Annotated in this window: 21 protein-coding genes; 5 read left to right on the forward strand and 16 right to left on the reverse strand. The window is 65.7% G+C overall.

What is annotated here, in order from left to right:
* Positions 1-3: 3 nt before the first annotated feature.
* From PV773_RS11280 to PV773_RS11290, 3 genes are all read left to right on the forward strand, one after another.
* A complete protein-coding gene (locus PV773_RS11280; protein WP_347966429.1) occupies positions 4-1,818 on the forward strand; it encodes an ABC-F family ATP-binding cassette domain-containing protein in 1,815 nt (604 codons plus the stop codon).
* Positions 1,819-1,950: 132 nt separating this feature from the next.
* Positions 1,951-2,205 (forward strand): type II toxin-antitoxin system CcdA family antitoxin, encoded by a 255-nt coding sequence (locus PV773_RS11285; RefSeq protein WP_347966430.1) that lies wholly within the window; start codon positions 1,951-1,953, stop codon positions 2,203-2,205.
* Positions 2,205-2,504 carry a CcdB family protein gene (locus PV773_RS11290; RefSeq protein ID WP_347966431.1) on the forward strand — a complete coding sequence of 100 codons (300 nt, stop codon included), beginning with the start codon at positions 2,205-2,207 and terminating at the stop codon, positions 2,502-2,504. The genes PV773_RS11285 and PV773_RS11290 overlap by 1 nt, the downstream gene beginning before the upstream one ends.
* A gap of 28 nt (positions 2,505-2,532) precedes the next feature.
* Here the strand turns inward: PV773_RS11290 and PV773_RS11295 are convergent, their stop codons facing one another.
* Both PV773_RS11295 and PV773_RS11300 read right to left on the reverse strand, forming a co-directional pair.
* Entirely contained in the window at positions 2,533-4,038 is a 1,506-nt protein-coding gene (locus PV773_RS11295; RefSeq protein WP_347966432.1) for a hypothetical protein, read from the reverse strand.
* A gap of 74 nt (positions 4,039-4,112) precedes the next feature.
* Entirely contained in the window at positions 4,113-5,411 is a 1,299-nt protein-coding gene (locus tag PV773_RS11300) for an adenylosuccinate synthase (RefSeq protein ID WP_340037958.1), read from the reverse strand.
* A 197-nt stretch (positions 5,412-5,608) separates the two neighbouring features.
* Here PV773_RS11300 and PV773_RS11305 point away from each other — a divergent pair, with 197 nt between their 5' ends.
* On the forward strand, positions 5,609-6,523 hold the full coding sequence (locus tag PV773_RS11305; protein ID WP_347966433.1) for a DMT family transporter: 915 nt from the start codon (positions 5,609-5,611) through the stop codon (positions 6,521-6,523).
* Between the two features lie 79 nt (positions 6,524-6,602).
* Here the strand turns inward: PV773_RS11305 and serA are convergent, their stop codons facing one another.
* Together serA and PV773_RS11315 are read right to left on the reverse strand one after the other, a co-directional pair.
* Positions 6,603-8,201, reverse strand: coding sequence for a phosphoglycerate dehydrogenase (gene serA, locus PV773_RS11310; RefSeq protein WP_347966434.1), 1,599 nt, complete (start codon positions 8,199-8,201; stop codon positions 6,603-6,605).
* A gap of 170 nt (positions 8,202-8,371) precedes the next feature.
* Positions 8,372-9,547, reverse strand: a complete 1,176-nt coding sequence (locus tag PV773_RS11315) for a phosphoserine transaminase (protein ID WP_347966435.1) — start codon at positions 9,545-9,547, stop codon at positions 8,372-8,374.
* A gap of 580 nt (positions 9,548-10,127) precedes the next feature.
* Between PV773_RS11315 and PV773_RS11320 the strand changes: the two genes are divergently transcribed.
* A complete protein-coding gene (locus tag PV773_RS11320) occupies positions 10,128-10,784 on the forward strand; it encodes an outer membrane protein (RefSeq protein ID WP_347966436.1) in 657 nt (218 codons plus the stop codon).
* A gap of 85 nt (positions 10,785-10,869) precedes the next feature.
* Here PV773_RS11320 and PV773_RS11325 read toward each other — a convergent pair whose 3' ends face one another.
* The 12 genes from PV773_RS11325 to ybgC all read right to left on the reverse strand — a co-directional run bounded on the left by PV773_RS11325 (position 10,870) and on the right by ybgC (position 25,408).
* Positions 10,870-11,706 carry an outer membrane protein gene (locus PV773_RS11325; protein WP_347966437.1) on the reverse strand — a complete coding sequence of 279 codons (837 nt, stop codon included), beginning with the start codon at positions 11,704-11,706 and terminating at the stop codon, positions 10,870-10,872.
* A gap of 193 nt (positions 11,707-11,899) precedes the next feature.
* Positions 11,900-12,679 (reverse strand): outer membrane protein, encoded by a 780-nt coding sequence (locus PV773_RS11330; protein ID WP_347966438.1) that lies wholly within the window; start codon positions 12,677-12,679, stop codon positions 11,900-11,902.
* Positions 12,680-12,890: 211 nt separating this feature from the next.
* A complete protein-coding gene (gene glmM / locus PV773_RS11335) occupies positions 12,891-14,243 on the reverse strand; it encodes a phosphoglucosamine mutase (protein WP_347966439.1) in 1,353 nt (450 codons plus the stop codon).
* Between the two features lie 1,373 nt (positions 14,244-15,616).
* Positions 15,617-17,551: an ATP-dependent zinc metalloprotease FtsH gene (ftsH, locus tag PV773_RS11340; RefSeq protein WP_347966440.1), complete on the reverse strand. Its 1,935-nt coding sequence runs from the start codon at positions 17,549-17,551 to the stop codon at positions 15,617-15,619.
* Positions 17,552-17,655: 104 nt separating this feature from the next.
* A complete protein-coding gene (gene tilS / locus PV773_RS11345; RefSeq protein ID WP_347966441.1) occupies positions 17,656-19,008 on the reverse strand; it encodes a tRNA lysidine(34) synthetase TilS in 1,353 nt (450 codons plus the stop codon).
* Positions 19,002-20,066, reverse strand: coding sequence for a tol-pal system protein YbgF (gene ybgF, locus PV773_RS11350; RefSeq protein WP_347966442.1), 1,065 nt, complete (start codon positions 20,064-20,066; stop codon positions 19,002-19,004). Before ybgF ends, tilS begins: the two co-directional genes overlap by 7 nt.
* Before the next feature lie 161 nt (positions 20,067-20,227).
* On the reverse strand, positions 20,228-20,734 hold the full coding sequence (pal, locus tag PV773_RS11355; protein WP_340037945.1) for a peptidoglycan-associated lipoprotein Pal: 507 nt from the start codon (positions 20,732-20,734) through the stop codon (positions 20,228-20,230).
* Between the two features lie 242 nt (positions 20,735-20,976).
* On the reverse strand, positions 20,977-22,254 hold the full coding sequence (gene tolB / locus PV773_RS11360) for a Tol-Pal system beta propeller repeat protein TolB (RefSeq protein WP_347966526.1): 1,278 nt from the start codon (positions 22,252-22,254) through the stop codon (positions 20,977-20,979).
* 77 nt (positions 22,255-22,331) lie between these two features.
* Positions 22,332-23,399 (reverse strand): hypothetical protein, encoded by a 1,068-nt coding sequence (locus tag PV773_RS11365; RefSeq protein WP_347966443.1) that lies wholly within the window; start codon positions 23,397-23,399, stop codon positions 22,332-22,334.
* 8 nt (positions 23,400-23,407) lie between these two features.
* Positions 23,408-23,851: a protein TolR gene (tolR, locus tag PV773_RS11370; RefSeq protein ID WP_340037943.1), complete on the reverse strand. Its 444-nt coding sequence runs from the start codon at positions 23,849-23,851 to the stop codon at positions 23,408-23,410.
* A 10-nt stretch (positions 23,852-23,861) separates the two neighbouring features.
* On the reverse strand, positions 23,862-24,575 hold the full coding sequence (tolQ, locus tag PV773_RS11375; RefSeq protein WP_347966444.1) for a protein TolQ: 714 nt from the start codon (positions 24,573-24,575) through the stop codon (positions 23,862-23,864).
* Positions 24,576-24,934: 359 nt separating this feature from the next.
* Complete coding sequence (gene ybgC / locus PV773_RS11380) at positions 24,935-25,408, reverse strand: tol-pal system-associated acyl-CoA thioesterase (protein ID WP_347966445.1); 474 nt, start codon at positions 25,406-25,408, stop codon at positions 24,935-24,937.
* Positions 25,409-25,500: the final 92 nt, after the last annotated feature.

A 25,500-nucleotide genomic window follows, 5' to 3' on the forward strand; every position in this document is an offset into this window, starting at 1 on the left:
AAAATGGCGCCACCGCTCCTCAATCTCGACGGCATCCGCCTGACCTTCGGCGGCGTGCCGCTGCTCGACGGGGCGGCGCTCTCCGCCTCGGCCGGCGACAAGATCGCGCTCGTCGGCCGCAACGGTTCGGGCAAGTCGACGCTGCTCAAGATCGCCGCCGGCCTGGTCGAGCCGACCGACGGCGAGGTGTTCCGCCAGCCTTCGGCGACCATCCGCTACCTGCCGCAGGCGCCCGACATGGACGGTTTTGCCAGCGTGCGCGCCTATGTCGAGGCGGGCTTGGGACCGGCCGACGATCCGCATCGCGCCACCTACCTGCTCGATCATCTCGGGCTCACCGGCGAGGAGCGCCCCGGCGACCTTTCCGGCGGCGAGGCGCGCCGCGCAGCACTCGCCCGCGTCATGGCGCCGGAGCCGGACATCGTGCTGCTCGACGAGCCGACCAACCATCTCGACCTCTCGGTCATCGAATGGCTGGAGGAAGAACTCATCCGCACCTCTTCGGCGCTGATCCTGATCTCGCACGACCGCCGCTTCCTCGAACGCGTCAGCCGCAACACGGTCTGGCTCGATCGCGGCCAGACGCGCCGGCTCGACCGCGGCTTCGCCCATTTCGAGGAATGGCGCGACCAGATCCTCGAGGAGGAGGAGCGCGAGCAGCACAAGCTCGGCCGCCAGATCGTGCGCGAGGAGCACTGGCTGCGCTACGGGGTGACCGCCCGGCGCAAGCGCAACATGCGCCGGCTCGGCGAATTGCAGTCGATGCGGCAGCGCTTCCGCAGCCATCGCGGCGCCGAAGGCGTGGCGACCATGGTGGCGAGTGACGCCGCCGAATCCGGCAAGCTGGTCATCGAAGCCAAGAACATCGAGAAGAGCTTCGGCGAGCTGAACGTCGTCAAGGGGTTCTCGACCCGCATCCAGCGCGGCGACCGCGTCGGTCTCGTAGGGCCGAACGGCGCCGGCAAGACGACTCTGCTCAGGATGCTGACCGGGGAGATGGAGCCCGATGTCGGCAACGTCCGGCTCGGCGTCAACCTCGAGATCGCGACCCTCGACCAGAAGCGCGAGGCGGTCGACCCGAACGAGACGCTCACGAGCTACCTCACCGACGGGCGCGGCGAGAACCTCGTCATCAACGGCGAGCAGCGCCACGTCGTCTCCTACATGAAGGACTTCCTGTTCAAGCCCGAGCAGGCGCGCACGCCGGTGCGCGAGCTTTCCGGCGGCGAGCGCGCCCGGCTGATCCTGGCACGCGTCCTGGCGCGTCCGGCCAATCTTTTGGTGCTCGACGAACCGACCAACGACCTCGACATGGAGACGCTGGAACTGCTGCAGGAACTGGTCGCGGGTTTCGCCGGCACCGTCATCCTGGTCAGCCACGACCGCGATTTCCTCGACCGCACGGTCACCAGCATCATCGCGCCAGACGGCGACGGCAAATGGGTCGAATATGCCGGCGGCTATTCCGACATGCTGGCGCAGCGCGGCGTGGCTAGGCTCGAGGACCGCAAGGCGCGCAAGCCGAATGCCGAGCCGTCGGGCGGCTCCCGGCCGGCGGCGGACGCCCCCAAGGCAGCGGCCAGGAAGCTTTCCTTCAAGCAGAAGTTCGCGCTCGACAATTTGCCCAAGAAGATCGACGCGGTGACGGCATCGATCTCGCGGCTGGAGAACCAGATCGCCGATCCGGCCTTCTACGAACGCGACCCGAACGGCTTCCAGAAAACCATCGCCGCCCTCGACAAGGAACGCGTGTCGCTGGCCGCGCTGGAGGAGGAATGGCTCGAGCTGGAGATGCTGCGCGAGGAGCTCGAAGGCTGAAGCGTTTCCGCTTTTCTTCGAAGCGCAAGAGCGCCCCAACCCGACGCAATTCCGGGCGAAAACCGCCTCGCACCTTGCTGGAATTGCTGCGGCCGGATTGCAGCACTTGATCGGTGCGCATATGTTATGCGCATGATCGGTGCTGCCCTGTTGCAGAAAGCTCCTAAACCCGTCCGCAAGCCGACCAACGTGACCATCGATGCCGCCCTGGTCGAAGAGGCCAAGGCGCTCGGCATCAACATGTCGCAACTCGCCGAGGAGGCCCTGGCGAAGGCCGTCTCCGAGGAAAAGTCGCGGCGGTGGAAGATCGAGAACCAAGCTACGTTGGATGCTTGGAACGACTATGTCGACCAGAACGGGTTGCCTCTGGCCAAATACCGGTACTGATGGCCAGATACGACCTGTTCGCTGGTCCGTATGGTGGCAGTTATCTGCTCGACGTGCAGTCGGACCTGCTCGACCACCTGAAATCACGGGTGGTGGTGCCGCTGCTGCCTGCGGAAGACGCTCCGCCGCCGGTCAGGACGCTCAATCCGGTATTCGATATCGATGGCCGAAAGCTGATCATGGCTACGCACCTCATCGGTGCTGTCGCGGTTTCCGAATTGGGAGAACCGCGCGCCAATCTAGGCGAGCGCCACGACCAGATTATTGACGCCCTGGACATGCTGTTCCAAGGCTTCTGACGCGGGCACCACGTCACTTCAGGCAGCCTTAGCCTGCCGCCTTGGCCTCCCAGGCCTTCATGGCTTCCTCGAACGCCTTGTCGCCCGGAATGCCCTTTTCCATGGTGAAGAGGGCGCGGCGGCCGGACTTGTAGACCACCGGCACGTCGATCCAGCTGCGGCGGCGCAGCAGGTTCAGGTTGGTGTCCATCTCGGCCTTGGTGTCGTTGAGCGCGACGAGGAAGAAGCCGTCGGCGATCTTGGCCGGAATGCCCAGGAGCGGGCTTCCCGCATCCTGCTCGGAGCTCTTCAGCGCCACGCGCAGGATGTTCTCGATGCCGCCGCCCTCGAAGCCGTCCGGCGTGAGGAAGATCATTTCGAGTATATGGCTCGCCGGCAGCGTCTTGTCGGCGTTGCGGCGGATGGTCATGCGCAGCTGGATGTCCTTGCCGGGGATCGTCGCCTCGGCGCGGATCGCGGGCTCCGGCGGCAGGTCGCCGCCGGGCGATTCCTGCACCACCGACCAGACCACCGAGCCGGGCTCTGCCGACCCCTGGGCCACGTTGGTGCGTTCCTCGTAGAAGATCGCCTTCTGGCCCACTGCAACCTGGGCGTTCTCGGTCGCCGCGGGCGCCGGGTTGGCACCGGCCGCTTCGGCTGGCGCGGGAGTCGCCGGCGTCGGTCCGGGTGTTGGCTCGGGTTCCGTGGACGGCGCCTGGGTCAGCGCGGCGACGGAGGTGCCTTCGCCGATGCTGCTGCCGCCGCCGGCGGGACCGGGGTCGACTTCCTTGCCGTCGGATGTCAGCCGCTGCGTAAGCTTGACCTGCCCGTCTTCAGCCGACGGTTCGGCGGTCTGCTCGCCACCGGTGGCAGCCGGTGCCGTCGCCTCGTTCGCGGCCGGCGCGGGTGCAGCAGGCTTGTCGCTGCCGGAACCGATCAGCGCGTCGCGGTTCGACCACAGGGCGTAACCGCCGCCGCCGACCACCGCGACGGCCAGCACGGCCGCGATCAGGCCGCCGCCGATGCGGCGGCGCGGCTTCTGCCTGTATTTCTGGAACGGATCGGCATCGCTCTCCGGCGCATCGAAGTCATCGTCGCGAGCGGCTTCCGGCGTCTCGTCATACTGGTCGTCGTCGGCCAGGAATTCCGGCGGCGGGGCGCTTGGCCGCGGCTGCGGCGCGACCGAAGCCGCAGGGCGCGGCGGCGCCACGGGAGCGGGCGCGGGAGCCGGCGCCGCCGGTTCGGCCATGGCGGCCGGCTGGGCATGAAGCGGCTTGTTCCTGTTGCGGTCGATGGAGGAGAAGACGTTCTCGAGTTCGGCCAGCGGGTCGTCGTAGGTCGGCTTCGGGCCGTACTCCGCCTCCACGGTCGCGATGGCGTCCTCCAGCGTCTTCTTCTGGCGGTCGGCGACGCTTTGCGGCGGCGGCGGGTTGATGGCGGCAAGCTTGGCCGAAATCGTCGCGCGGGCCTTGTCGTACACCCGCGCACGCATGGCCGGCGTCGTCTCGCCCATGCCGTCCAGCGTCTTCTTCAGAACCGCTACGAAGTCTGCCATGCTCTCGTCGACCTATCTGTTCATCCTCGGGCCGCGTCTCCGCCTGACATTGCGGCCCGCCGGGGTGTCAATAACTAGTCTTCAAACGGATCGGTCACAAGTATGGTGTCGTCCCGTTCGGGGCTGGTCGAAAGCAGCGCCACCGGAGCACCGATCAGCTCCTCGATGTGGCGGACATACTTCACCGCCTGCGCCGGCAAGTCGTTCCAGCTGCGTGCGCCCGCCGTCGTGCCCTTCCAGCCTTCGAGCGTCTCGTACACCGGCTCGACGCGCGCCTGCGCGCCCTGGCTGGCCGGCAGGTAGTCGATCAGTTCGCCGTCGAGCTTGTAGCCGGTGCAGACCTTGATCTCGTCGAGGCCGTCGAGCACGTCCAGCTTGGTCAGCGCGATGCCCTTGATGCCGTTGACCGCGACCGCCTGGCGCACCAGCACCGCGTCGAACCAGCCGCAGCGGCGCTTGCGCCCTGTCACCACGCCGAACTCATGGCCGCGCGTGCCGAGGAATTCGCCGATCTCGTTCTGCTGCTCGGTCGGGAACGGGCCCTCGCCGACGCGGGTGGTGTAGGCCTTGGTGATGCCGAGCACATAGTGGATCGATCCCGGCCCCATGCCCGAGCCGGCTGCCGCCTGGCCGGCGACCGTGTTGGACGAGGTGACGAACGGATAGGTGCCGTGGTCGATGTCGAGCAGCGTGCCCTGCGCGCCCTCGAACAGGATGCGCTCGCCGGCGCGGCGCTTGTCGTCCAGCACCTTCCAGACGCGGTCCATATAGGGCAGCACCTTGTCGGCGACCGAGGTCAGCTCCGCCATGATGGCTTCGTGGGTCACCTCGGGATGGCCGAGGCCGCGACGCATCGCATTGTGGTGCGTCAACAGCCGGTCGACCTTGAGGGGCAGGGTGTCCAAATCCGCCAAGTCCATCACCCGCACGGCACGGCGTCCCACCTTGTCTTCATAGGCGGGGCCGATGCCGCGGCGTGTCGTGCCAATCTTCGTGCCCGAATTGGAGGCGGCGTCCTCGCGGAAACCATCCAGCTCGCGATGCAGCGACAGGATAAGCGCGGTGTTTTCGGCTATTTTCAGGCGATCCGGGCCGATCTCGACGCCCTGGGCGCGGATCTTTTCCAGCTCGGCCACGAAGGCGTGCGGATCGAAGACCACGCCGTTGCCGATGATCGACAGCTTGCCTTCACGCACGACGCCGGAAGGCAGCAGCGACAGCTTGTAGACCTTGCCGTCGACCACCAGCGTGTGGCCGGCGTTGTGTCCGCCCTGGAAACGGACGACCACGTCGGCGCGCTCCGACAGCCAGTCCACGATCTTGCCCTTGCCTTCGTCGCCCCATTGCGAGCCGACGACCACCACATTGGCCATGGTTCTTTCCTTCCGGTTTCGCGGGTGAAGCCGCGAACAGTTCAAAATGACAGGCCTCTATAGCGCCAAGCAATTGGATGCGCGACCCTTCTTTTGCCCTCCGAGGCATAACAAAATGCTGCTTTGGACGCATTTACTTGGCCCTCCGGCGCACTTACGCCGGAGAGCCCGCTCCCTGCCGCCGAAGGCGCGACCGAATGCATCGAAATGCCTATGTCCTGTTGCTGTTGACCGCCCTGTTCTGGGGCGGCAACTCCGTCGCCGGCAAGCTGGCCGTCGGGCATGTGTCGCCGATGCTGCTGACGGCGCTGCGCTGGGGCATCGCCGCCGTCATCCTGGGTGCGATCGGCTGGCGGCGGCTCAGGCTCGACTGGCCGGCCGTGCGCGGCAACCTGCCGCTGCTCACCTTGCTCGGGGCGCTCGGCTTCACGGTCTTCAACGCCGCGCTCTACTCTGCCCTCAACTTCACCACGGCGATCAACACCAGCATCGAGCAGGCAGGCATACCGATGTTCATCTTCGCCGCCAACTTCCTGCTCTTCCGCATCAAGGTCACGATCGCCCAGGTCTTTGGCTTCGTGCTGTCGCTGACCGGCATCGCGCTCACCGCCAGCCACGGCGATCTTACGACGCTGCTCATGCTCGACGTCAATTTCGGCGACACGCTCATGCTGATCGCGGTGCTGGTCTACAGTGCCTACACGGTCGCCCTGCGCTTCAAGCCGGAAATCCACTGGCAGAGCCTGATGATCGTCCTGACCGGATCGGCCTTCGTCATGTCGATCCCGTTCGCGCTGTGGGAGATGAATGCCGGCCGGCTGATCCTGCCGGATGCGACGGGCTGGCTGCTCACCGGCTACATCGTGCTGTTCCCCTCGACCATCGCGCAGATCTTCTACATCCGCGGCGTCGAGCTGATCGGCGCCAACCGTGCCGGGCTGTTCATCAACATGGTGCCGATCTTCGGCACCATCCTTTCGGTCCTCATCATCGGCGAGGACTTCCAGCTCTACCACGCGATCGCCTTCGCGCTGGTGCTCGGCGGCATCTGGATCGCCGAGCACAGTGGCCGCAAGATGGCCCTGGAACCGCCGAACGCCAATCCGGGTTGAGCCGCCGCGCGAGGCCAAAGAAAAAGGCGCGGACCATGCCGCGCCCTCTTCAGCCTTGGGAGGCAATCTCTCGGGCCGTTCAGAAGCCGTTGACGTCGAACTGCAGGCGCCTGGCCGAGTCGATCGACTTGTGCGCGCGCACCTTGGCCAGCACGTCCTCGGGGAAGGGCGCGTCGAGGTAGAGCAGCGCGATCGCGTCGCCGCCCGGCCGGTCGCGGCCGAGCGAGAAGTTGGCGATGTTGACGCCGTTCTCGCCGCAGACCGTGCCGAGCAGGCCGATGATGCCGGGGGCGTCCGCGTTGGTGGTGTAGAGCATGTGCTGGCCGACCTCGGCGTCGAGGTTGATGCCCTTGATCTGGATGAAGCGCGGCTTGCCGTCGGAGAAGCAGGTGCCGGCGATCGAGCGGGTCATGTGCTCGGTCTTGACCGTCAGCTTGATGTAGCCGTCGAATACGCCCGACTTGTCGCGCTTGACCTCGGCGACGATGATGCCGCGCTCCTTCACCATGATCGGCGCCGACACCATGTTGACGTCGGCGACCTGCGGCCGGATCAGGCCGGCGAGGGCCGCGCTGATCAGCGCCTTGGTGTTCATCTGCGCGGTGGAGCCGTCGAACAGGATCTCGACCTCGGTGATGGGGTCTTCCGTCACCTGGCCGACAAAGGCGCCGAGCACTTCGGCGAGCTTTACGAAGGGCTTGAGCCTCGGGGCTTCCTCGGCGGTGATCGAGGGCATGTTGATGGCGTTGGTGACCGCACCCTTGGTCAGGTAGTCCGACATCTGTTCGGCCACCTGGAGGGCCACGTTCTCCTGCGCCTCCGAGGTCGAAGCGCCGAGATGCGGCGTGCAGACCACGTTCTCCATGTTGAACAGCTCGTTCTGGTCGGCCGGCTCGACCTCGAACACGTCGACGCCGGCGCCCGCCACCTTGCCGCTCTTCAACGCGGCGATCAGGTCCTTCTCGACCACCAGGCCGCCGCGGGCGCAGTTGATGATGCGCACGCCGTTCTTCATCTTGGCGATCGCCTCGGCGTCGATGATGTTGCGCGTCTTGTCGGTCAGCGGGGTGTGCAGCGTGATGAAGTCGGCGCGGTGGAACAACTCGTCGAGCTCGACCTTCTCGACGCCCAGTTCCTCGGCGCGATGCTCGGAGAGGAACGGGTCGAAGGCGACGACATGCATCTTCAGGCCGACGGCGCGGGTGGCGACGATCGAGCCGATGTTGCCGCAGCCGATCAGGCCGAGCGTCTTGCCGGTGATCTCGACGCCCATGAAGCGGTTCTTTTCCCACTTGCCGGCATGCGTCGAGGCGTTGGCCTCGGGGATCTGGCGGGCAACGGCGAACATCAGCGCAATCGCGTGCTCGGCGGTGGTGATCGAATTGCCGAACGGCGTATTCATGACGATGATGCCGCGGCGCGAGGCAGCGGGGATGTCGACATTGTCGACGCCGATGCCGGCGCGGCCGACGACCTTGAGATTGGTCGCAGCCGAGATCAGCTTCTCGGTCACCTTGGTGGCCGAGCGGATGGCGAGGCCGTCATACTGGCCGATGACTTCGAGCAGCTTTTCCTTGTCCTTGCCGAGGTCCGGCAGGTAGTCGACTTCGATGCCGCGGTCCTTGAAGATCTGGACGGCGGTGGTGGAGAGTTTGTCGGAAACGAGAACGCGGGGCATGGGTTTATCCCTTTGCGATTGGCCTGCCTCCCCCTTGTGGGGAGGTCGGTCGCGAAGCGACCGGGTGGGGTAACTGGGCTGAAACAGGATGGGAGTGCGACTGACGAGGCACCCCCACCCCGATCCGCTTTGCGGATCGACCCTCCCCACAAGGGGGAGGGTAAAGGGCGTCAGGCGGCTGCCTTGAGCGCGGCTTTCTGGTTGGCGAAGGCCCAGTCGAGCCACGGCATCAGGGCTTCGAGATCGGAGGTCTCGACGGTGGCGCCCGTCCAGATGCGCAGGCCGGGGGGCGCATCGCGATAGGCGCCGATGTCGAAGGCGACGCCTTCCTTCTCCAGCGCCGAGACCATTGCCTTGGCGAAAGCCGCCTGGCCATCCTTGTCGAGTGCCGCCACGTCCGGGTCGACGATCGACAGGCAGACGGAGGTGTTCGAGCGCGTTTCCGGCACGACCGCGAGGTGGCCGAGCCAGCCCGAGTTTGCGACGAAGCGATCGATGACGGCGAAATTGGCGTCGGCCCGGGCGACCAGAGCGTCGAGCCCGCCGAGGACCTTGGCCCACTTCAGCGCATCGAGATAGTCCTCGACGCAGAGCATCGACGGGGTATTGATGGTCTCGCCCTTGAAGATGCCCTCGATCAGCTTGCCGTTCGAGGTCAGGCGGAAGATCTTGGGCAGCGGCCAGGCCGGCTTGTAGGTCTCGAGACGTTCGGCGGCGCGGGGGCTCAGGATCAGCATGCCGTGCGCGCCTTCGCCGCCCAGCACCTTCTGCCAGGAGAAGGTGACCACGTCGAGCTTGGCAAAGTCGAGCCGCTGGGCGAAGGCTGCCGATGTGGCGTCGCAGATGGTCAGGCCCTTGCGATCGGCGGGGATGAAGTCGCCGTTGACGACGCGCACGCCAGACGTCGTGCCGTTCCAGGTGAAGACCACGTCGCGGTCGAAATCGACCTTGGAAAGGTCCGGCAGCTCGCCATAGGCGGCTTCGAACTTGCGCGTGTCGGCGAGCTTGAGCTGCTTGACCACGTCGGTGATCCAGCCGGCGCCGAAGCTTTCCCAGGCGACCATGTCGACGCCGCGCTCGCCGAGCAGCGACCACATCGCCATTTCGACGGCGCCCGTGTCGGAGGCCGGAACGATGCCGATGCGGTAGTCGGCGGGAACCTTGAGCACTTCGCGCGTCAGCTCGATCGCCTGCTCGAGCTTGGTCTTGCCGATCTTGGCGCGGTGCGAGCGGCCCAAAGGCGCGTCGGCGAGGGCCTGGAGCGACCAGCCGGGACGTTTTGCGCAGGGACCTGAGGAGAAATTGGGGTTTGCCGGACGGAGTCCGGGCTTGGCGACGATCGTCATCGTGGTTCTATCCTTCCAGATAGTTGGCCCCTCGTTGGGGAGGGGTGGCCCACGGACGGCGATACAGAAACCGGCCCGGAATCGCAATAGCCAATGTGACGCAAGGTGACGTTTGCGCCTGCGTGCCGCATGTCGAAACGGCATTCCCCGCGTACCGCCGCCGCCAAGCGGCAAACTTGCGTGGCACTGGAGGCCACTGCCGTCCGCGTCGCCATCGCAACAGCTGTGGGGAACGCGCTTCCGGGCTGGGACGCCTCGCCGCGCCTTGGCCCCGGTTGATGCCGGGGCTCTTGTTGTGGGCGGCCGGTAGGCGACAGCGCCAAGCCCGGGCGGGGCGGCATCCCATCGCGTCCGAATCGTCAGCCGCATTTGTCTCGTCCAAATTCTTTGAATTCTCCAATGTACCAGATACGAACTTCCTTTTCATCTACGTATGCTGATAGGGCGCTCGACATATTCCTGTATAAGTTGTGACAGGATTGCAACATTGACCGCAATTATGCGATGCAAGGTTGTATTTGAGGCTGATGCCGCCCCCGTTCGTGCTATCTGTCAAGCAATGGAAGTAATGGAGCGGGATATGATTAAGATAATCTTGGCGTCGGTCTTGACGCTGCTTGCAGGTACGGCATATGCCGCCGATGCGGTGGTAGAACCGGAGGCGGCGCCGGTCGCGGAACTGACGCCGGCCTTCGTCTGGAGCGGCGGCTATGTCGGCCTCCAGGGCGGTTACGGCTGGACGGATGTCGACGTGAGCGTGGACATCGGCCCTGGGTTGTCGGATTCGTTTGATGCCAATGGCGGTTTCGCCGGCCTGTATGCCGGCTATAACTTCCAGTCCGGCAGCTTCGTTGGCGGCATCGAGGCCGACATCAACAAGGCGTGGATCGACGAGACGGCCTTGGTCGGCCCGATCGAGGCGGATACCGAGCTCGACTGGTTCGGCTCGATTCGCGGCCGCGCCGGCTTCGCCTTCGACAGGGCGCTTGTCTTCGGCACGGCCGGCGTCGCCTTCGCCAGCGCCTCCGCCGACGTGCTGGGCGAGAGCTACGATCTGAATTATACGGGCTGGACGATTGGTGGCGGCGCCGAATATGCCGTGACCGACAACATCACGCTGCGTGGCGAATACCGTTACTATGATTTCGGCAGCGACGACTTCGATGTCGGTCCCGTCAACGTCGAAGCCGATCTCAAGATGCACGCGATCTCGTTCGGCGCGGCCTACAAGTTCTGATCCACGGTCACGGCGCAGAAACGAAAAGACCCCGGCGGATCGCCGGGGTCTTTTCGTGTTTGCAGACAGTCGCGGTTCGCGCCGGTCACCAGATCTCGTAGCGCAGGCCGACCTTGATCTCGTGCTGGTCGAGGCCGCCGTCCTTGCCCTGGATGCCCCTGGCGCCTGCCGCGGAATCGGTGGCGTTCCAGCCGAACATGTCGCCGCCGTCGATGCGGCGGTACTTGTAGCCCAGGTCGACCTTCAGGTTCTGCGACAAGTCGTAGGCGACACCGGCCATGAGCGCGTAGGTGAAGCGCCAGTCCTTGGCGCCGCCGCGCGTGTCGGTCGTCGGCGGCGCGACGGGGCACGCGACCCCGCCGTCCACGCAGTAGTTGGTGCTGCCGAGATCGGACCAGCTGACATAGGAGTAGCCGGCGCCGGCGCCGACATAGGGCGTGAAGCCGACATAGGTGCCGAGATCGGCATAGGCATTGGCCATGATGCTGATGGCCGACATTTCGGCGCTGTCCTCGCTGCGGCAGGTGGTGCCCACCGGGCCGCCGCAGGGCGTGGTGCTCGACGTCGTGCCGGAGAAGTCGGCGCGGAAGCCGTCGACCGTCACGTCGCCGCGGAAGTAGTCGGTGAAGCGATAGCCGACGCCGCCGCCAAAGGTGAACTCGCCGTCCAGGTCTTCGCTGTCGAAGGATGCGCTGCCATAGGTCGACGGCGCGGTGAAGGTGCGGTAGCTGGCCGAGCCGGCGCTGGTCGAAAGGGCATAGCCGATGTCACCGCGCAGGTACCAGCCGGAGCCGACTTCGACCGGGACGTATTCGGGCGCCTCTTCGACGACGATCGGCGGATCGTAGTCGGCGGCGGTCGCAGCCAACGGCCAGAGCGTCATCGCCGCAAGCGCCAGTGCCGCGCGATATTTGAGCGTCATGGGTGCATTCTCCCGAAATGGCGCCGGTTTTGCCCGAGAATCCAGCCGCCGTCGGGAGCATTGTTAACCATAGTGGTTAAGTCGCAGTTAAGGATAACGATTGGTTAGCAGCCCCATCGCTCCGACTTAAAAACGAAACCGCCCGGCGCGTGGGCCGGGCGGTTGGAAGGGCTTCGGTGGATGTCTTGCCAGCCTAGTTCAGCGAGTAACGGACGCCGAGCTTGAGATCGTGCGAGGCGATGTCCTTGAACGTGATGCCGGGAAGCGGGGGCTCCGCCGGATCGAAGTTGTAGAGGGTGCCGGTACGCGCGTCGCCGAGGTTGACGTAGCTGTAGCCCAGGTCGATGGTCATGCGTTCGGTGGCCTGGATGCCGATGCCGGCGTGCAGGGCCCAGGCGAAGTTCCACTTCGACGTCGTGTTGGCGTAGCCGCCGCCGCCGTTGATTTCATTGACGTCGCGGAAGTTCGAGATGGTGTTGCGCGAGGCGCCGATGCCGGCGCCGACATAGGGCGTGATGCCGCTGAAGGTACCCAGGTCCGCGTAGGCGTTGGCCAGGAACAGCCATTCCGACTTCTTGCCGCTGTAGTCGTTGGTGTAGGTGGTGGGTGGCGCGCCGGTCCACGTCACCCGGTCGAGCGCATTGAAGTCAGCCGCGCCGCGATATTCGACGCCGATGTCGCCGCGCAGGTAGTCGTTGAACTTGTAGCCGATGCCCACGCCCATGATCGGGGCGGACGAGAAGTCTCCCTTGTCCAGCCAGGTGTGGTCGATGATGCCGGGATTCTGAAAAGCCTCCGATTCCAGCCTGTCGAGGAACTGGTTGCTCATGCCGATGTTGCCGCGCAGGTACCAGCCGCCATAGGACGGCTGCTCGACCTCGATGACGGGCTCGACCGGGTCTGCCGCGAATGCCGGGGCCGCGACGCCGAGCAGCAGCGCGGCGACAAATGCCTTTGTTCCAAAGTTGTGCATGATGAATACCCTATACTTACGGACCCGCTACGTGCCCGACCATGACTAACCGGCGTGGATAATGCTTGGTATAGGTTAAGGCCGGCTTAACCCTGTCGGTTAACCACGAATGCTTGGCGGCAACTTTGCCGGCGCAAGTCGAGCGCAGCCCGGCGCGCACAAAAAAGCCCGCTCGCGGCGGGCTTTCTTGATGCGGCAAGAATTGGTTCGGTCAGGCGGCCGAACGGCTCTCGGCAATGACGCCGACGATGTCGTTGACGACGGTTTCGACCAGCTGCGGGTCGTCGCCTTCGGCCATGACGCGGATCAGCGGCTCGGTGCCCGAGGGGCGGATGACGAGCCGGCCCGACGTGCCGAGCCGGTTGCGCGCCTCCTCGATGGCAGCCATCACCGGGGCTTCCTCCAGCGGCTTGCCGCCCGAGAAGCGCACGTTCTTGAGCAGTTGCGGCACCGGCTCGAAGGTGCGGCTGAGCTCGCTCATCGGCTTGCCCGAGCGCTTGATGCAGGCCAGCACCTGGAGTGCCGCCACCAGGCCGTCGCCGGTGGTGGAGAAGTCGGACAGCACGATATGGCCGGACTGCTCGCCGCCGATGTTCAGGCCGTGCGCGCGCATGTGCTCGACCACGTAGCGGTCGCCCACCTTGGTGCGGTGCAGTTCGAGGTTCATGCCGCCGAGGAAGCGTTCGAGCCCGAGGTTGGACATGACGGTCGCCACCAGGCCGCCGCCGGCGAGGCGGCCGCTCTGCTGCCACGACTGGGCGATCAGCGCCATGATCTGGTCGCCGTCGACGATGGTGCCGTTCTCGTCGACGATGACCACGCGGTCGGCGTCGCCGTCGAGCGCGATGCCGATGTCGGCGCGCACCTCGTGCACCTTCTTCTGCAGCCCGGCCGGATGGGTCGAGCCGCACTCATGGTTGATGTTGAAGCCGTTGGGCTCGACATTGATGGCGATCACCTCGGCGCCGAGTTCCCACAGCACGGCGGGCGCCACCTTGTAGGCGGCGCCGTTGGCGCAGTCGACGACGATGCGCAGTCCGGCGAGCGACATGGAGCGGGGCAGGGTGCGCTTGGCGAATTCGATGTAGCGGTCATGCACGCCGTCGACCCGCTTGGCGCGGCCGAGCCCGTCGGAATCGGCGAGCAGCGCCGTCACGTCATCGTCGAGCATCGCCTCGATGCGCTGCTCGATCTCGTCGGAGAGCTTGTAGCTGTCGGGGCCGAACAGTTTTATGCCGTTGTCGTGGTAGGGGTTGTGCGACGCCGAGATCATCACCCCGATGTCGGCGCGCAGCGAGCGCACCAGCATGGCGACCGCGGGCGTCGGGATCGGGCCGAGCAGGAACACGTCCATGCCGGCGGCGCAGAGGCCGGAGACCAGCGCGTTCTCGATCATGTAGCCGGAAAGGCGCGTGTCCTTGCCGACGACGACGCGGTGGCGATGGCTGCCGCGCTGGAACGAAAGCCCGGCGGCCATGCCGACCTTCATGGCGACTTCCGCCGTCATTGGAAATTTGTTGGCCCGCCCGCGAATGCCGTCGGTGCCGAAATAGCGTCCTGCCATCTTGCCTGTCCCCGTGGTGTCCACCCGTTTTTGCTTTGCCACAGTTGCCACCCGGAAAAACATCACTTTTGGTGATTTTATGTCATAAAACCTTAGAAAAGCGTTGGGGTTTTTGGGGCTGGGTATTCCGTAGAGCGAGACTGCGGATTGACTGTAGGAATTATTTCCTGCAATGTATGGGTGTGTTGGCGGGCTTGGGGAGATTGGATGCTAGTGCTTGAGATATCCGACAAAGACGTAGGCAAATTGGCGCGCGGCATCACAATTCTTCGGGCTGAGACAACGCTTCTTGCACTGCATCTGCGGCTGAAGGCGGGATACCGGCCTGATCAACCGCGTGTTCCCCGGGGCAACCCAGATGGCGGGCAGTGGACTGATGGAGGCGGCGCTGTAGCCAGAGTCTCCAGTCGGGCCAGTAGTGCAGGTAGGGCTCGTGTTGGTGCACGTTGGTCTAACGCCTCTCCCGGGCAATTGACGAGGCTCGAGATCAGCCATGCCCAAATGCAGACCGCGCTTCAGCAAGTAGGTCGTATCGATCCCAGATGGCGGCCGAGCCCTCAGGCCTATGAGACCATCGAAGGGAACATTTCTTCAAACTTGGCGACGATGCGCGAAGCGCAAGCTCGGCTCGACCAGTTGCGAGGATATGGAATTGGGGTAGGGCCATTTGCTGGTGGTTCCATCACGGCGCGCAATAGCGCCCGAAGCTTCACTCGAGAGGAAAGGGCCGAAATAAACAGGATCGGCCGTGCAACGGGATGCCACACTTGCGGTACGAAGCAGCCTGGAACTCGATCGGGTCATTTTGTTCCGGATCATCAGTTGCCTAGTGCTATGACGCCAGCGCGCCAGAGCCTTTTTCCGCATTGCCTCACGTGTAGTCTTAGACAAGGGGCTTGGATAACCAACAATCTCACGAGGAAGCTATGGAGGAAGTTCGCCGCTGCGTACCTGTACTCAACTCGCTCGTTTTCATCCTGGATGCGAAGCACTCCGTATCCCCGCACGTAGACGGTATCGGAGCCTATTGGAAAACTGACAGTTGCATTGCGGTCGGATGCCTGCCTGATAGCGATGGCGAGACCGAAATAGTCCTGACAACAGATAACGCAGCGCCAGAGGGCCTCAAGTTTCTTGTCGCTGTACGGCTAGTAACTCCGAGCAAGCGAATTGCGATCGAACTTGTGCCTCGCCGGAGGATCGCCGAACTCGAAGTGCCTTCGAAATCGACTACGCTGGAAATCTGGACCGACGGTTATCGTGACACTTCGATCATCCATGCAATCGTCCGCTGACTGGGCGTACTGTCCAATGAAAAACGCCGCGGAGTTCCCCCGCGGCGTTTTGCATTCCACCAATAGTCCTGACCCCGGTCAGTTCGACGGCTGGGGTTCCATGCCGCCTTCGGGCTCTTCGCCCTTCTTCTTGCCGCGGGTCGAGCCGGCCTTCGGCACGGCCGAGCCGCGCGAGGTCGGCGTGTCGTCGCCGAGATCGCGCGAGGGCTTGTTGCCGGCGATAAGCTGCTTGATCTCCTCGCCCGACAGCGTCTCGTATTCGAGCAGGCCCTCGGCGAGCGCGATCCAGTCCTTCTTCTTCTTGGTCAGGATGGAACGGGCGCTCGTATAGGCGTCGTCGATCAGGCGGCGCACTTCGGCGTCGATGATCTGCGCGGTCTCCTCGGAGACGTTCTGGGTGCGCGCCACCGAGTGGCCGAGGAACACCTCTTCCTGGTTCTCGCCATAGGCGACCTGGCCGAGCTTGTCGGAGAAGCCCCAGCGCGTGACCATGGCGCGCGCCAGCTTGGTCGCCTGCTCGATGTCGGAGGAGGCGCCCGAGGTGATGTTCTCCTTGCCGAACTTGATTTCCTCGGCGACGCGGCCGCCCATCATGATGGCGAGGCGCGAGACCATGTACTTGTAGCTCATCGAATAGCGGTCGCCCTCGGGCAGCTGCATGACCATGCCGAGCGCGCGGCCGCGTGGGATGATGGTCGCCTTGTGCAGCGGGTCGGCCGCCGGCACGTTGAGGGCCAGGATGGCGTGGCCGGCCTCGTGATAGGCGGTCAGCTCCTTCTCGGCCTGGGTCATGGCCGAGGAGCGGCGCTCGGCGCCCATCATGATCTTGTCCTTGGCGTCCTCGAACTCGGCCATGGTGACCAGCCGCTTGTTGCGGCGGGCGGCCATCAGCGCTGCCTCGTTGACGAGGTTCATCAGGTCGGCGCCCGAGAAGCCCGGAGTGCCGCGCGCCACCGTCTTGAGGTCGACGTTGGGCGCCAGCGGCACGTTGCGGACGTGCACCTTGAGGATCTTCTCGCGGCCGACGATGTCGGGGTTCGGCACCACGACCTGGCGGTCGAAGCGGCCCGGACGCAAGAGCGCGGGGTCGAGCACGTCGGGGCGGTTGGTCGCCGCGATCAGGATGATCGACTCGTTGGCCTCGAAGCCGTCCATCTCGACCAGCAGCTGGTTCAGCGTCTGCTCGCGCTCGTCGTTGCCGCCGCCCAGGCCGGCGCCGCGATGGCGGCCGACCGCGTCGATTTCGTCGATGAAGATGATGCAGGGCGCGTTCTTCTTGGCCTGGTCGAACATGTCGCGGACGCGGCTGGCGCCGACGCCGACGAACATCTCGACGAAGTCCGAGCCGGAGATGGTGAAGAACGGCACGTTGGCTTCGCCGGCGATGGCGCGGGCGAGCAGCGTCTTGCCGGTGCCGGGAGGGCCGACGAGCAGCACGCCGCGCGGGATCTTGCCGCCGAGGCGCTGGAACTTCTGCGGGTCGCGCAGGAACTCGACGATCTCTTCAAGGTCTTCCTTGGCCTCGTCGACGCCGGCGACGTCCTGGAAGGTGACGCGGCCATGCGCCTCGGTCAGCAGCTTCGCCTTGGACTTGCCGAAGCCCATGGCGCGGCCGGAGCCCGACTGCATCTGGCGCATGAAGAAGATCCACACGCCGAGGATGAGGATCATCGGCAGCCACGAGAGCAGCACGCTGAAGATCGAACCGGAGCCGTCGTTCTCGGGACGGGCGTTGATGGTGACGTTCTTCTCCTCGAGCCGCGACACCAGCGTGGGGTCGCCCGGCGAGTAGGTCTGGAAGCCGGTCGAATTGTCGACATAGGTGCCGCTGATGCGGTCGCCGGCGATCGTCACCGTCTTGATCCGGCCCGACGAAAGCTCCTGCAGGAACTGCGAATAGGCCACTTCGCTCGACGCGCCGCGGGTCTGCGGGGTCTGGAACAGATTGAACAGGGCGATCAGCAGAACGGCTATGATCGCCCACAGCGCGAAGTTGCGATAATTCGGATTCATCGAATGTCCCGTCGGCGTCCAGGGTGAACGCACTTGGTGAGAGTAAGCTTGCCCCTAACATAGGGACGGGCTGCCACATTGCCAAGCGCGTCCCTAAGTCTCGGTTAAGCTCCAACGCCATTATGGCCGCGGCATGGCGGGGCCGGGATCGCGGCCGCGCCGAGCAATTTTGCGACCGCGCCGGCGGCCTCGAGATCGAAGCCCGGCAAGAAGCGCGACCAGGGTGCAGCCAGCGGCAAGGCGTCGGGTGCGGCGACCCTGCCCAACAGCTCTTCGCCGCGCCACAGGGCAGGCTCGGCCGCGAGTGCAGACCTTGCAAGGCTTTCGGGTGCGTCGCCCGCTTCGCCGGCGCGTTTTGCAGCCGCGCTGCCGAGCGGCGCCAGCGTATGTTGGTCGAGATCGGGCCGGGCGGCGATGCGGTAGCGGCCGTCCCACGTGCCACCGCGCTGCGGTGCCGGGGCGGGCAGGCCGCGCGCCTCGCGCAGCAGGAAGATGCCCGTTCGGCGGGCGTCGATCAGCGCGCGCGACAATGTGGCGCGGCGGGGCTCTTGCGGCCGGCCGGCCTCCGTCAGCCGCTCAAGCAGGCCGACGGCCCGCCGCTCGTCCGGCAGCTGCGGCGTGCCGCCGGCGACGGCGGCCAGGATGCGCAGGGCGTAGACGGCAGCCTCCTTGTCGGCGGCGGTCGGGAAGGCGGGATCGAGGCGGATCAGCCCGGGCGCGGCCCGGCTCGCATGGCAGTCGATCAACTGCGCCGCCCGCCGGCCGAGATCGGCGCGCGCCGCCCCGGCCTGTCGCGCTTCGGCAAGCGCCGCTTCGATGCGGCCGTCGCCGTCCCTGAGGGCGCTGCGCAGGCGCGGGCGCTCGTAGCTTTCGTTGACATTGGTCGGGTCGTCCAGCCAGCCGACGCCTTGCGCCCGCAGCGCCTCGCGCAGCCGCTCGCGCCGAACGCCGAGAAGCGGGCGCAGGATCCAGACCTCGTCGTCGAACAAGGTCGCGGCCGCCATGCCGGCGCTGCCGCGGCCGGCGCCGCGCGCCGCGCGCATCAGCACCGTCTCGGCCTGGTCGTCGGCGGTGTGGCCAGTGACGACGACGCTCGCGCCGGCTTCGCGTGCCGCCTGCGCCAGGAGATCGTAGCGCGCATCGCGCGCCGCGGCCGGCACCCCGGTCGCGGGCTTGTCGCCGGTCCAGCGCATGTTGCGGTGGTCGATGCAGCGGGCGGCGCAGAATTGGGCGACCTGATCGGCTTCGGCGCCCGAGCCGGGGCGCAGCCCATGGTCCACGGTGACGGCAAGCAGCCGAGCCGACGGCGCGTGCAGGTCCAGATGCGATTTGAGAAGGATGAGAAGGGCAGTGGAATCGCTGCCGCCGGAGACCGCTGCGACGACCGTGCGCTGCGCGGCGAAGTCGAACTCGGAGAAGTTTCGGAGAAGGTCGGCGTCGATCACCGGCGTCAGCACGCGGCGAGAGCCCGTTCCTGCTTGACACGTTCCTTGATGGCGCCGGAGGCGTTCGGGTAGCGCTTGCCGATCTCGTTGAAGGTGGCGCAGGCGACGTCGCGCTGCTTGAGCCCGACCAGCGAGATGCCGAGCTTGAGCATCATCTCGGGCGCCTTCTTGGACTTCGGATATTCCTTGCTGGCGCTGAGGAAGGTCTCGGCCGCGTCGCGGTACTTCTTCTGGCCGAGCTGGGCCTCGCCGAGCCAGAAGCGCGCGTCAGCGGTCTTGGGGTCGGCCGGGAAGCGGGAGATGTGGTCGCGGAATCCCTGCTCGGCCGTGCTGTAGTCGCCCGACAGCACGAACTGGTAGGAATTGCGGTAGAGCTCGTCCGGATCGTCGGTCGCGGGCAGGGCGGCGACATCCGTGCCGGTGGAGCTTTCGGGGGCCGGTGCTGCGGGCTGCACCGCTGGCGCGGGCGCGGTCTCGACGTGCTCGTTGGCGGAGCCGGAAACGACGTTGCCGTCGGCGTCGACGGTGATTGTGCCGAAGGTCCGCGGCGGCGCGCCGGTACCTGGGGCGGCCTGGCCGGGCTCGCCCGTGCCCTGTTCCACGATCACCTCCCCGCCGCCCTGGTCGTCGCCCGCCGCGGGCGACGCCGTGCCGGCCGCTTGCTGCGACTGGCTGGGTCGAGGCGCCGCGGGCGCCTCGACGATGGAGGTGTTGGAATTGCCGGAGGCGTCGGACTTCTTCTGCTGCCCGCCGCTGCCCTCGAGCTCCTGGAAGCGGAACTCGTTGTCTTCCTGCATCTTCCGCATCTGTTCCTGCATCTGCAGGATCTGGAAGTTCAGTTCCTCGAGCGAGCCGTTGAGCTTGCGGATCTGCTCCTCGAGGGCGGTGACGCGCGGATCGCCCGCCTGGGCGAGCTGCACCGTGCCTTCGTCGCTCTGGCTCTTGCTGCCGAACACGCCCGGCAGGCCGATCTTGGGAAGGTCGATGCCGATGCCGTCGCGCGCATGCGCCGCGGCCCCGGTTAAGAGAAGGAGGGCAAGTGTGCCGCTCAGGATCGATCGAAAATGCATTAGCCTCTCGCCGTGGAACCGAATGATTGCTTCGCGCCGAAGCGCCCGCATCATTTATCAGGACGCGAGACTTCGGCCAAATTTTGTTTCGGCAGCCGGGCAAAACAAAAGGCGGCCCGCAGGCCGCCCTTCAAGCTTCAGGTGTTGCAGTCTTGCCGCTATCAGCTGCCGGCGCCCGAAAGCGTGGTGACGGCGCGGCGGTTCTGCGACCAGCAGGAGATGTCGTCGCAGACGGCGACCGGACGTTCCTTGCCGTAGGAGATGGTCTTGATGCGGTTGGCGGCGACGCCCTGCGAGGCGAGGTAGTCGCGGGTCGCGGCGGCGCGGCGGGCGCCGAGTGCGAGGTTGTACTCGCGGGTGCCGCGTTCGTCGGCATGGCCTTCCACGACGATCGCGTACTGGCGGTACTGATTCAGCCACTGTGCCTGGCGGGCGAGGATGCCCTGCGCGTCGGCGCGGATCGACGAGGAGTCGGTGTCGAAGAAGATGCGGTCGCCGACGTTGACGGTGAAGTCCTGGCTCGAGCCGGGCGTGGCCGCACCGGCGCCGCCGAGGCCGAGGTCGGCGGCACTGTTGGGGCTCTTCTTCGAGGCGCAGCCGGCGATTGCCATGGTGGCGACGAGGGCCACGACGACGGGGTTAGTTGCAAACTTCGCGATACGGCGCATGCCGCCTCTCCTTCGCATTCGAGTGATTTCGTTGAACGTCCAGTAACCACGTTGCAGTTAATGGCCATTCAAGAAGCATGGTTAATAATTCGTTGCCGCCAGCTTATGCGTCCCCGCGCCGCGACATCGTCGTAGCAATTTCGCCGCGCAGCCTAGGCCGAAATACGGCAGAAAGGCGGCATCATTGCTCAAATGATGCCCCTGTTTCGATTGGTCGCGCTCCAGCGCTAGGGTTAACGGTCTCAGTCGAGCAGGGGCGACCAGGCCGGGTCGGACGCGAAGCCCTGGGTTGGGATCGCCTGCTCGTTGCGGCCGGTCAGGTCGATCGAGAAGAGCCTCGGACCGCCGCCGCCGGGAGCGTCGCGGAAGAACATCAGCACGCGGCCGTTTGGTGCCCAGGTCGGGCCTTCCTGCTGGAAGCCGGTCGACAGGATGCGCTCGCCCGAACCGTCGGTCTTCATCACGCCGATCTGGAACTGGCCGCCGGACTGCTTGGTGAAGGCGATCAGGTCGCCGCGCGGCGACCACACCGGCGTCGAGTAGCTGCCGCCGCCGAAGGAGATTCGCGTCTGGCCCGAACCGTCGGCACCCATGACGTAGATCTGCGGCTGGCCGCCGCGGTCGGAGGTGAAGACGACCTTGGACCCGTCGGGCGCATAGGACGGCGAGGTGTCGATGGCGCTGGAGTTGGTGAGGCGCGTGGTGGTGCGGCTGCGCAGGTCCATCGAGAAGATGTTCGAGTTGCCGTCTTCACGCATCAAGCTCATGATCACGCGCTGGCCGTCGGGCGAGAAGCGCGGGGCAAACGTCATGCCGGGGAAGTTGCCGACGAGTTCGCGCTGGCCGGTCTCGATCTGCAGCAGGTAGACCTGCGGCTGGCCGCTCTCGTAGGACATGTAGGTGATTTCCTGGCGCGTCGGCGAGAAGCGCGGCGTCATCGCAATCGCGCGGCCGTCGGACAGGTAGCGCACATTGGCGCCGTCCTGGTCCATGATCGCCAGGCGCTTCTTGCGCTGCTGCTTGGAGCCGGATTCGTCGATGAACACGACGCGGGTGTCGAAGTAGCCCTTCTCGCCGGTCAGCCGCTCATAGATCGCGTCGGCGATGATGTGGGCGATGCGGCGCGAATTGGCCTTGTTGGCGAAGAACTGCTCGCCGGCCAGCTGCTGTCCGGCAAAGGTGTCCCACAGCCGGAACTCGGCCCGCAGCCTGCCGTCGGCCTCCTGGCTGACGCGGCCCGTCACCAGCGCCTGGGCGTTGATCACCTTCCAGTCCTCGAAGCGCGGCGCGACGTCCGGATTGGAGATCTTCTCGATGAAAGCACCCTTGTCGATCGGCGCGAACAGGCCCGAGCGCTGCAGGTCGGCAGCGACGATGCTGGCAATCTCGGCGCCGAGCGCATCGGCCGACAGGAAGTCGGTGATCGCGATCGGCAGCGGCTCGATATTGCCCTTGTTGACGTCGATCTCGACCAGCGCGCGTGCGGGCAGGGTTGTGAATGCGGTCATGCCGCTCGCCATGGCGCCGATCAGAAGGATCGCTTTGATGAATTGCTTCATTGGACAGGCCTCTTCAGTTCCGGATGAGCGGGCGGCGCTCAGAACATTTCGCTTGGATCGAAATTGACGATGACATCCGCCCAGGCTTCGTATTTGTCGGCGGGCAGGTTGTAGGGCGCGCATTGCAGCACCGCGCGGCGCGCGGATTCTGCGGCGGCGCGTTCGATGCCGGCAGAGCCGCCGCCGGAGATGATTTCCGGACGGCCTTCGATCTCGCCGCTCTGGCTCAGCTTGAACTGGATCGACACGCGCAGGTTCTGGGCGTCGGCTGCGCCCGCCGGCACGTTCCAGCAGCGCTGGATCGCTCCGCGCAATGCGTCCATCTCGCTCTGGCTCAGCTTCGAGCCGCCGGTATCCTTCTTGCCGCCCAGCGACGCCTGCTCGGTCGAACGCTTGGCGCCGCCACCCGACGGCTTCTCTTTGTTGAGCAGTGCTGCGACCTCGTCGGCGTCGAACTGCTTTTCCTCGGACTTCGGCTTGGCCGCGGCCTGCTGGGTCTGCTTGTCTTCCTGCTTGCGGTCGGGCGTCTTGGCCGTCTGCGCCTGGGGCGGCTTGGGCTTCGCCTCCGGCGCCGGCGCATTTTCAGGCAGCTTCACGGCTTCCGCCTCGGCCTGGTCGGAGACGATCGTCTCGGCCACCGGGTCCGGCTTCACTTCCTGCTTGGGCTGCGGCTCGGGCGTCACTTCGGTCGCCGGCACGGGCGCCGGCTTCTGCTCGGCCTGCTTCACCGGCTCGGGCTTCGGCTTCTCCACGGGAGCAGGCTTGGGCTCCGGCTTGGGCGAGGGCGGCGGCGCGCCGGTCGTCTCCACCTGCTTCTTGGTCGGTTCGGGCGTCGGCGGCTTGTCGCTGTCGATCTGGTTGTCGCCGACGTTCTGCGCATCGGCCACGATGTCGGGCCGCTTGGTCGGGGTCGGGGCCGGCTTCTCGTTTGCCGGCGCCTTCTTGTCGCCCTTCTGGATCTGGGTGATCGATTCCACCGGCACGATGTCGACCGGCAGCGCCTCGACGTCGGCGACCTCCAGAGCCGAGGGCGCCGACAGCGAGAACAGGCCGAAGCCCAGCACCGCTGCATGCAGGACCACAGATGTCGCGAGGCCGGTCTTCATTTTTCGGACTACTGGTCCTGTTCCTGCAGCGTGACGAGGCCGATGTTGCGGAAGCCGGCGGCGGAAATGCGCGCCATCACCTGCATCACGGTGCCGTAGTCGGCGGTCTTGTCGCCGCGCACATAGATGCGCTCCTCATAGCCGGTCTTGGCGATGGCCTCGAGTTTCGGCACGACCTCCTCGATCGCGAGCTCGGTTTCCTGCAGGTAGATCTGGCCGCCCTGGTTGACCGAGACGGTGATCGGCTGGGTATCGGAATTGAGTGCCTTGGCCTGCGTTTCCGGCAGGTCGATCGGCACGCCCACGGTCATCATGGGCGCGGCCACCATGAAGATGATGAGCAGCACCAGCATGACGTCGACCAGTGGGGTGACGTTGATCTCGGACACCAGCGTGTGGCGGCGTCCCCGCCGCCCGCGTCCGCCGCCACCTGCGCCAACTGACATTCCCATGATCTACTCCTCAGGCCGCCCGCTGCGCGACTTTTTCATCGATTTGGCGCGACAGTATGGCGGAGAACTCGTCGGCGAAGCCCTCCATGCGCGCGGCGATCTTGCCGGCATCGGATGACAGCTTGTTGTAGGCGATGACCGCGGGAATGGCGGCGAGCAGGCCGATGGCCGTTGCCAGGAGCGCCTCGGCGATGCCGGGGGCGACGACGGCCAGGTTGGTGGATTTCGAGCCGGCGATCGCCTGGAACGAGGTCATGATGCCGACGACGGTGCCGAACAGGCCGATGAAGGGCGCGGCCGAACCGATGGTGGCGAGGAAGCCGAGGCGGCCTTCGAGCCGCTCCATCTCGCGCGTCAGCGCCAGGTCCATCGCCTTGTCGATGCGGGTCTGCAGGCCGAGCGGCGACTTCGCGCCCTTCTCGAAGCTCTTCTTCCACTCGCGCATGGCGGCGACGAAGATCGCGCTCATGCCCGTGGTCTTGCGGTCCGACAGGTTGCGGTAAAGCTCCTCGAGCGACTGGCCCGACCAGAAGATCTGCTCGAAGCGGTTCAGCGCCGCGCGCATGCGGTTGTAGGAGACCACCTTGTCGATGACGATGGCCCAGGTCCAGACCGACGCGCCGAGCAGGCCAAGCATCACCAGCTTGACGACCCAGCCGGCCTGCCAGAACAACGCCCAAATCGACAATTCTGCGCCGGTCTGGGCGAGAGGTAGATTTTCCATCTTGAAACAGTCCTTAAGATTTCCGGGCCTGGCTACTCGACCTGCCTTGAGCTCTGGACGCGGCTACGCCGAGGTGGCGTCGACATCGCGGTCCCAGGTTCAAAACAGGCTCATGGCTAGCCCATGCGCATCATCCCATTTGGTCCGTTCGCGCGAAGCTTCCGGAAGTGCCCCAAATGCGCCTTTCGCGGCCTTTTCGGAGCGAAATTTGGTGAAAGGAAGGCCGCATCGAAATCCTTACGACTTTCACTTGGCCCTTAATGGACCGTTATGGTTAAGGATGGGTTAGTATATGCCGCGCTGCGGCATGACTCTGCGGCAACTTGCGGGTTGGCGGCCGGAATTGCTTGGGAACGTCTTCAGCGTTCGCCCTGCGGCATGAAGGCGGCAACCCATTCCTTCGGAAAGCGCCTCGGGCGGCCATTCTCGCCGACGATCGCGGCCTCGACGCGCGCCTCGACCAGCACTTCGTCGCCGCGCTTGAGCTTTTGGGCCATGGTGATGCGCGCGCCCGAGATGTCCTCGGTGCTGGTGTCCACGGTGAGGATGTCGTCGATCCTGGCCGGGCTGCGGAAGTCGATCTCCATGCGGCGCACCACCCAGACGATCTTCTCGCCGTGCTTGCCGTCATGCAGTTCGGTGTGGTGCACGCCGGCGAGTCGCAGGAAATCCGAGCGGCCGCGTTCGAAGAATTCGAGATAGCGCGCATGGTAGACGACGCCGGAAAAGTCGGTGTCGGCATAATAGACCCGAGCCATCAGCCGATGACCGAAGGGCGTCAGCGCCCCGGAAATCCCGGCGGCAAGCACGTCCTGTTCAGCATGATTGGGCATCGGTGGTCCTTCTTCCGGTTCGCGGACGCCGTCCGCTTGCGACCGATGACAGGCATGGGCGCGCCGATCAAGGGCTCCGCCGCCATCGCCGC

The organism is Mesorhizobium sp. CC13 (assembly GCF_039907765.1).
Taxonomy (GTDB): Bacteria; Pseudomonadota; Alphaproteobacteria; order Rhizobiales; family Rhizobiaceae; genus Aminobacter.

Coding starts and splice junctions, on each gene's coding strand:
- PV773_RS11280 (WP_347966429.1), top strand. CDS start 4: ATGGCGCCACCGCTCCTCAATCTCGACGGCATCCGCCTGACCTTCGGC.
- PV773_RS11285 (WP_347966430.1), top strand. CDS start 1,951: ATGATCGGTGCTGCCCTGTTGCAGAAAGCTCCTAAACCCGTCCGCAAG.
- PV773_RS11290 (WP_347966431.1), top strand. CDS start 2,205: ATGGCCAGATACGACCTGTTCGCTGGTCCGTATGGTGGCAGTTATCTG.
- PV773_RS11295 (WP_347966432.1), bottom strand. CDS start 4,038: ATGGCAGACTTCGTAGCGGTTCTGAAGAAGACGCTGGACGGCATGGGC.
- PV773_RS11300 (WP_340037958.1), bottom strand. CDS start 5,411: ATGGCCAATGTGGTGGTCGTCGGCTCGCAATGGGGCGACGAAGGCAAG.
- PV773_RS11305 (WP_347966433.1), top strand. CDS start 5,609: ATGCATCGAAATGCCTATGTCCTGTTGCTGTTGACCGCCCTGTTCTGG.
- serA (WP_347966434.1), bottom strand. CDS start 8,201: ATGCCCCGCGTTCTCGTTTCCGACAAACTCTCCACCACCGCCGTCCAG.
- PV773_RS11315 (WP_347966435.1), bottom strand. CDS start 9,547: ATGACGATCGTCGCCAAGCCCGGACTCCGTCCGGCAAACCCCAATTTC.
- PV773_RS11320 (WP_347966436.1), top strand. CDS start 10,128: ATGATTAAGATAATCTTGGCGTCGGTCTTGACGCTGCTTGCAGGTACG.
- PV773_RS11325 (WP_347966437.1), bottom strand. CDS start 11,706: ATGACGCTCAAATATCGCGCGGCACTGGCGCTTGCGGCGATGACGCTC.
- PV773_RS11330 (WP_347966438.1), bottom strand. CDS start 12,679: ATGCACAACTTTGGAACAAAGGCATTTGTCGCCGCGCTGCTGCTCGGC.
- glmM (WP_347966439.1), bottom strand. CDS start 14,243: ATGGCAGGACGCTATTTCGGCACCGACGGCATTCGCGGGCGGGCCAAC.
- ftsH (WP_347966440.1), bottom strand. CDS start 17,551: ATGAATCCGAATTATCGCAACTTCGCGCTGTGGGCGATCATAGCCGTT.
- ybgF (WP_347966442.1), bottom strand. CDS start 20,066: ATGCATTTTCGATCGATCCTGAGCGGCACACTTGCCCTCCTTCTCTTA.
- pal (WP_340037945.1), bottom strand. CDS start 20,734: ATGCGCCGTATCGCGAAGTTTGCAACTAACCCCGTCGTCGTGGCCCTC.
- tolB (WP_347966526.1), bottom strand. CDS start 22,254: ATGGCGAGCGGCATGACCGCATTCACAACCCTGCCCGCACGCGCGCTG.
- PV773_RS11365 (WP_347966443.1), bottom strand. CDS start 23,399: ATGAAGACCGGCCTCGCGACATCTGTGGTCCTGCATGCAGCGGTGCTG.
- tolR (WP_340037943.1), bottom strand. CDS start 23,851: ATGGGAATGTCAGTTGGCGCAGGTGGCGGCGGACGCGGGCGGCGGGGA.
- tolQ (WP_347966444.1), bottom strand. CDS start 24,575: ATGGAAAATCTACCTCTCGCCCAGACCGGCGCAGAATTGTCGATTTGG.
- ybgC (WP_347966445.1), bottom strand. CDS start 25,408: ATGCCCAATCATGCTGAACAGGACGTGCTTGCCGCCGGGATTTCCGGG.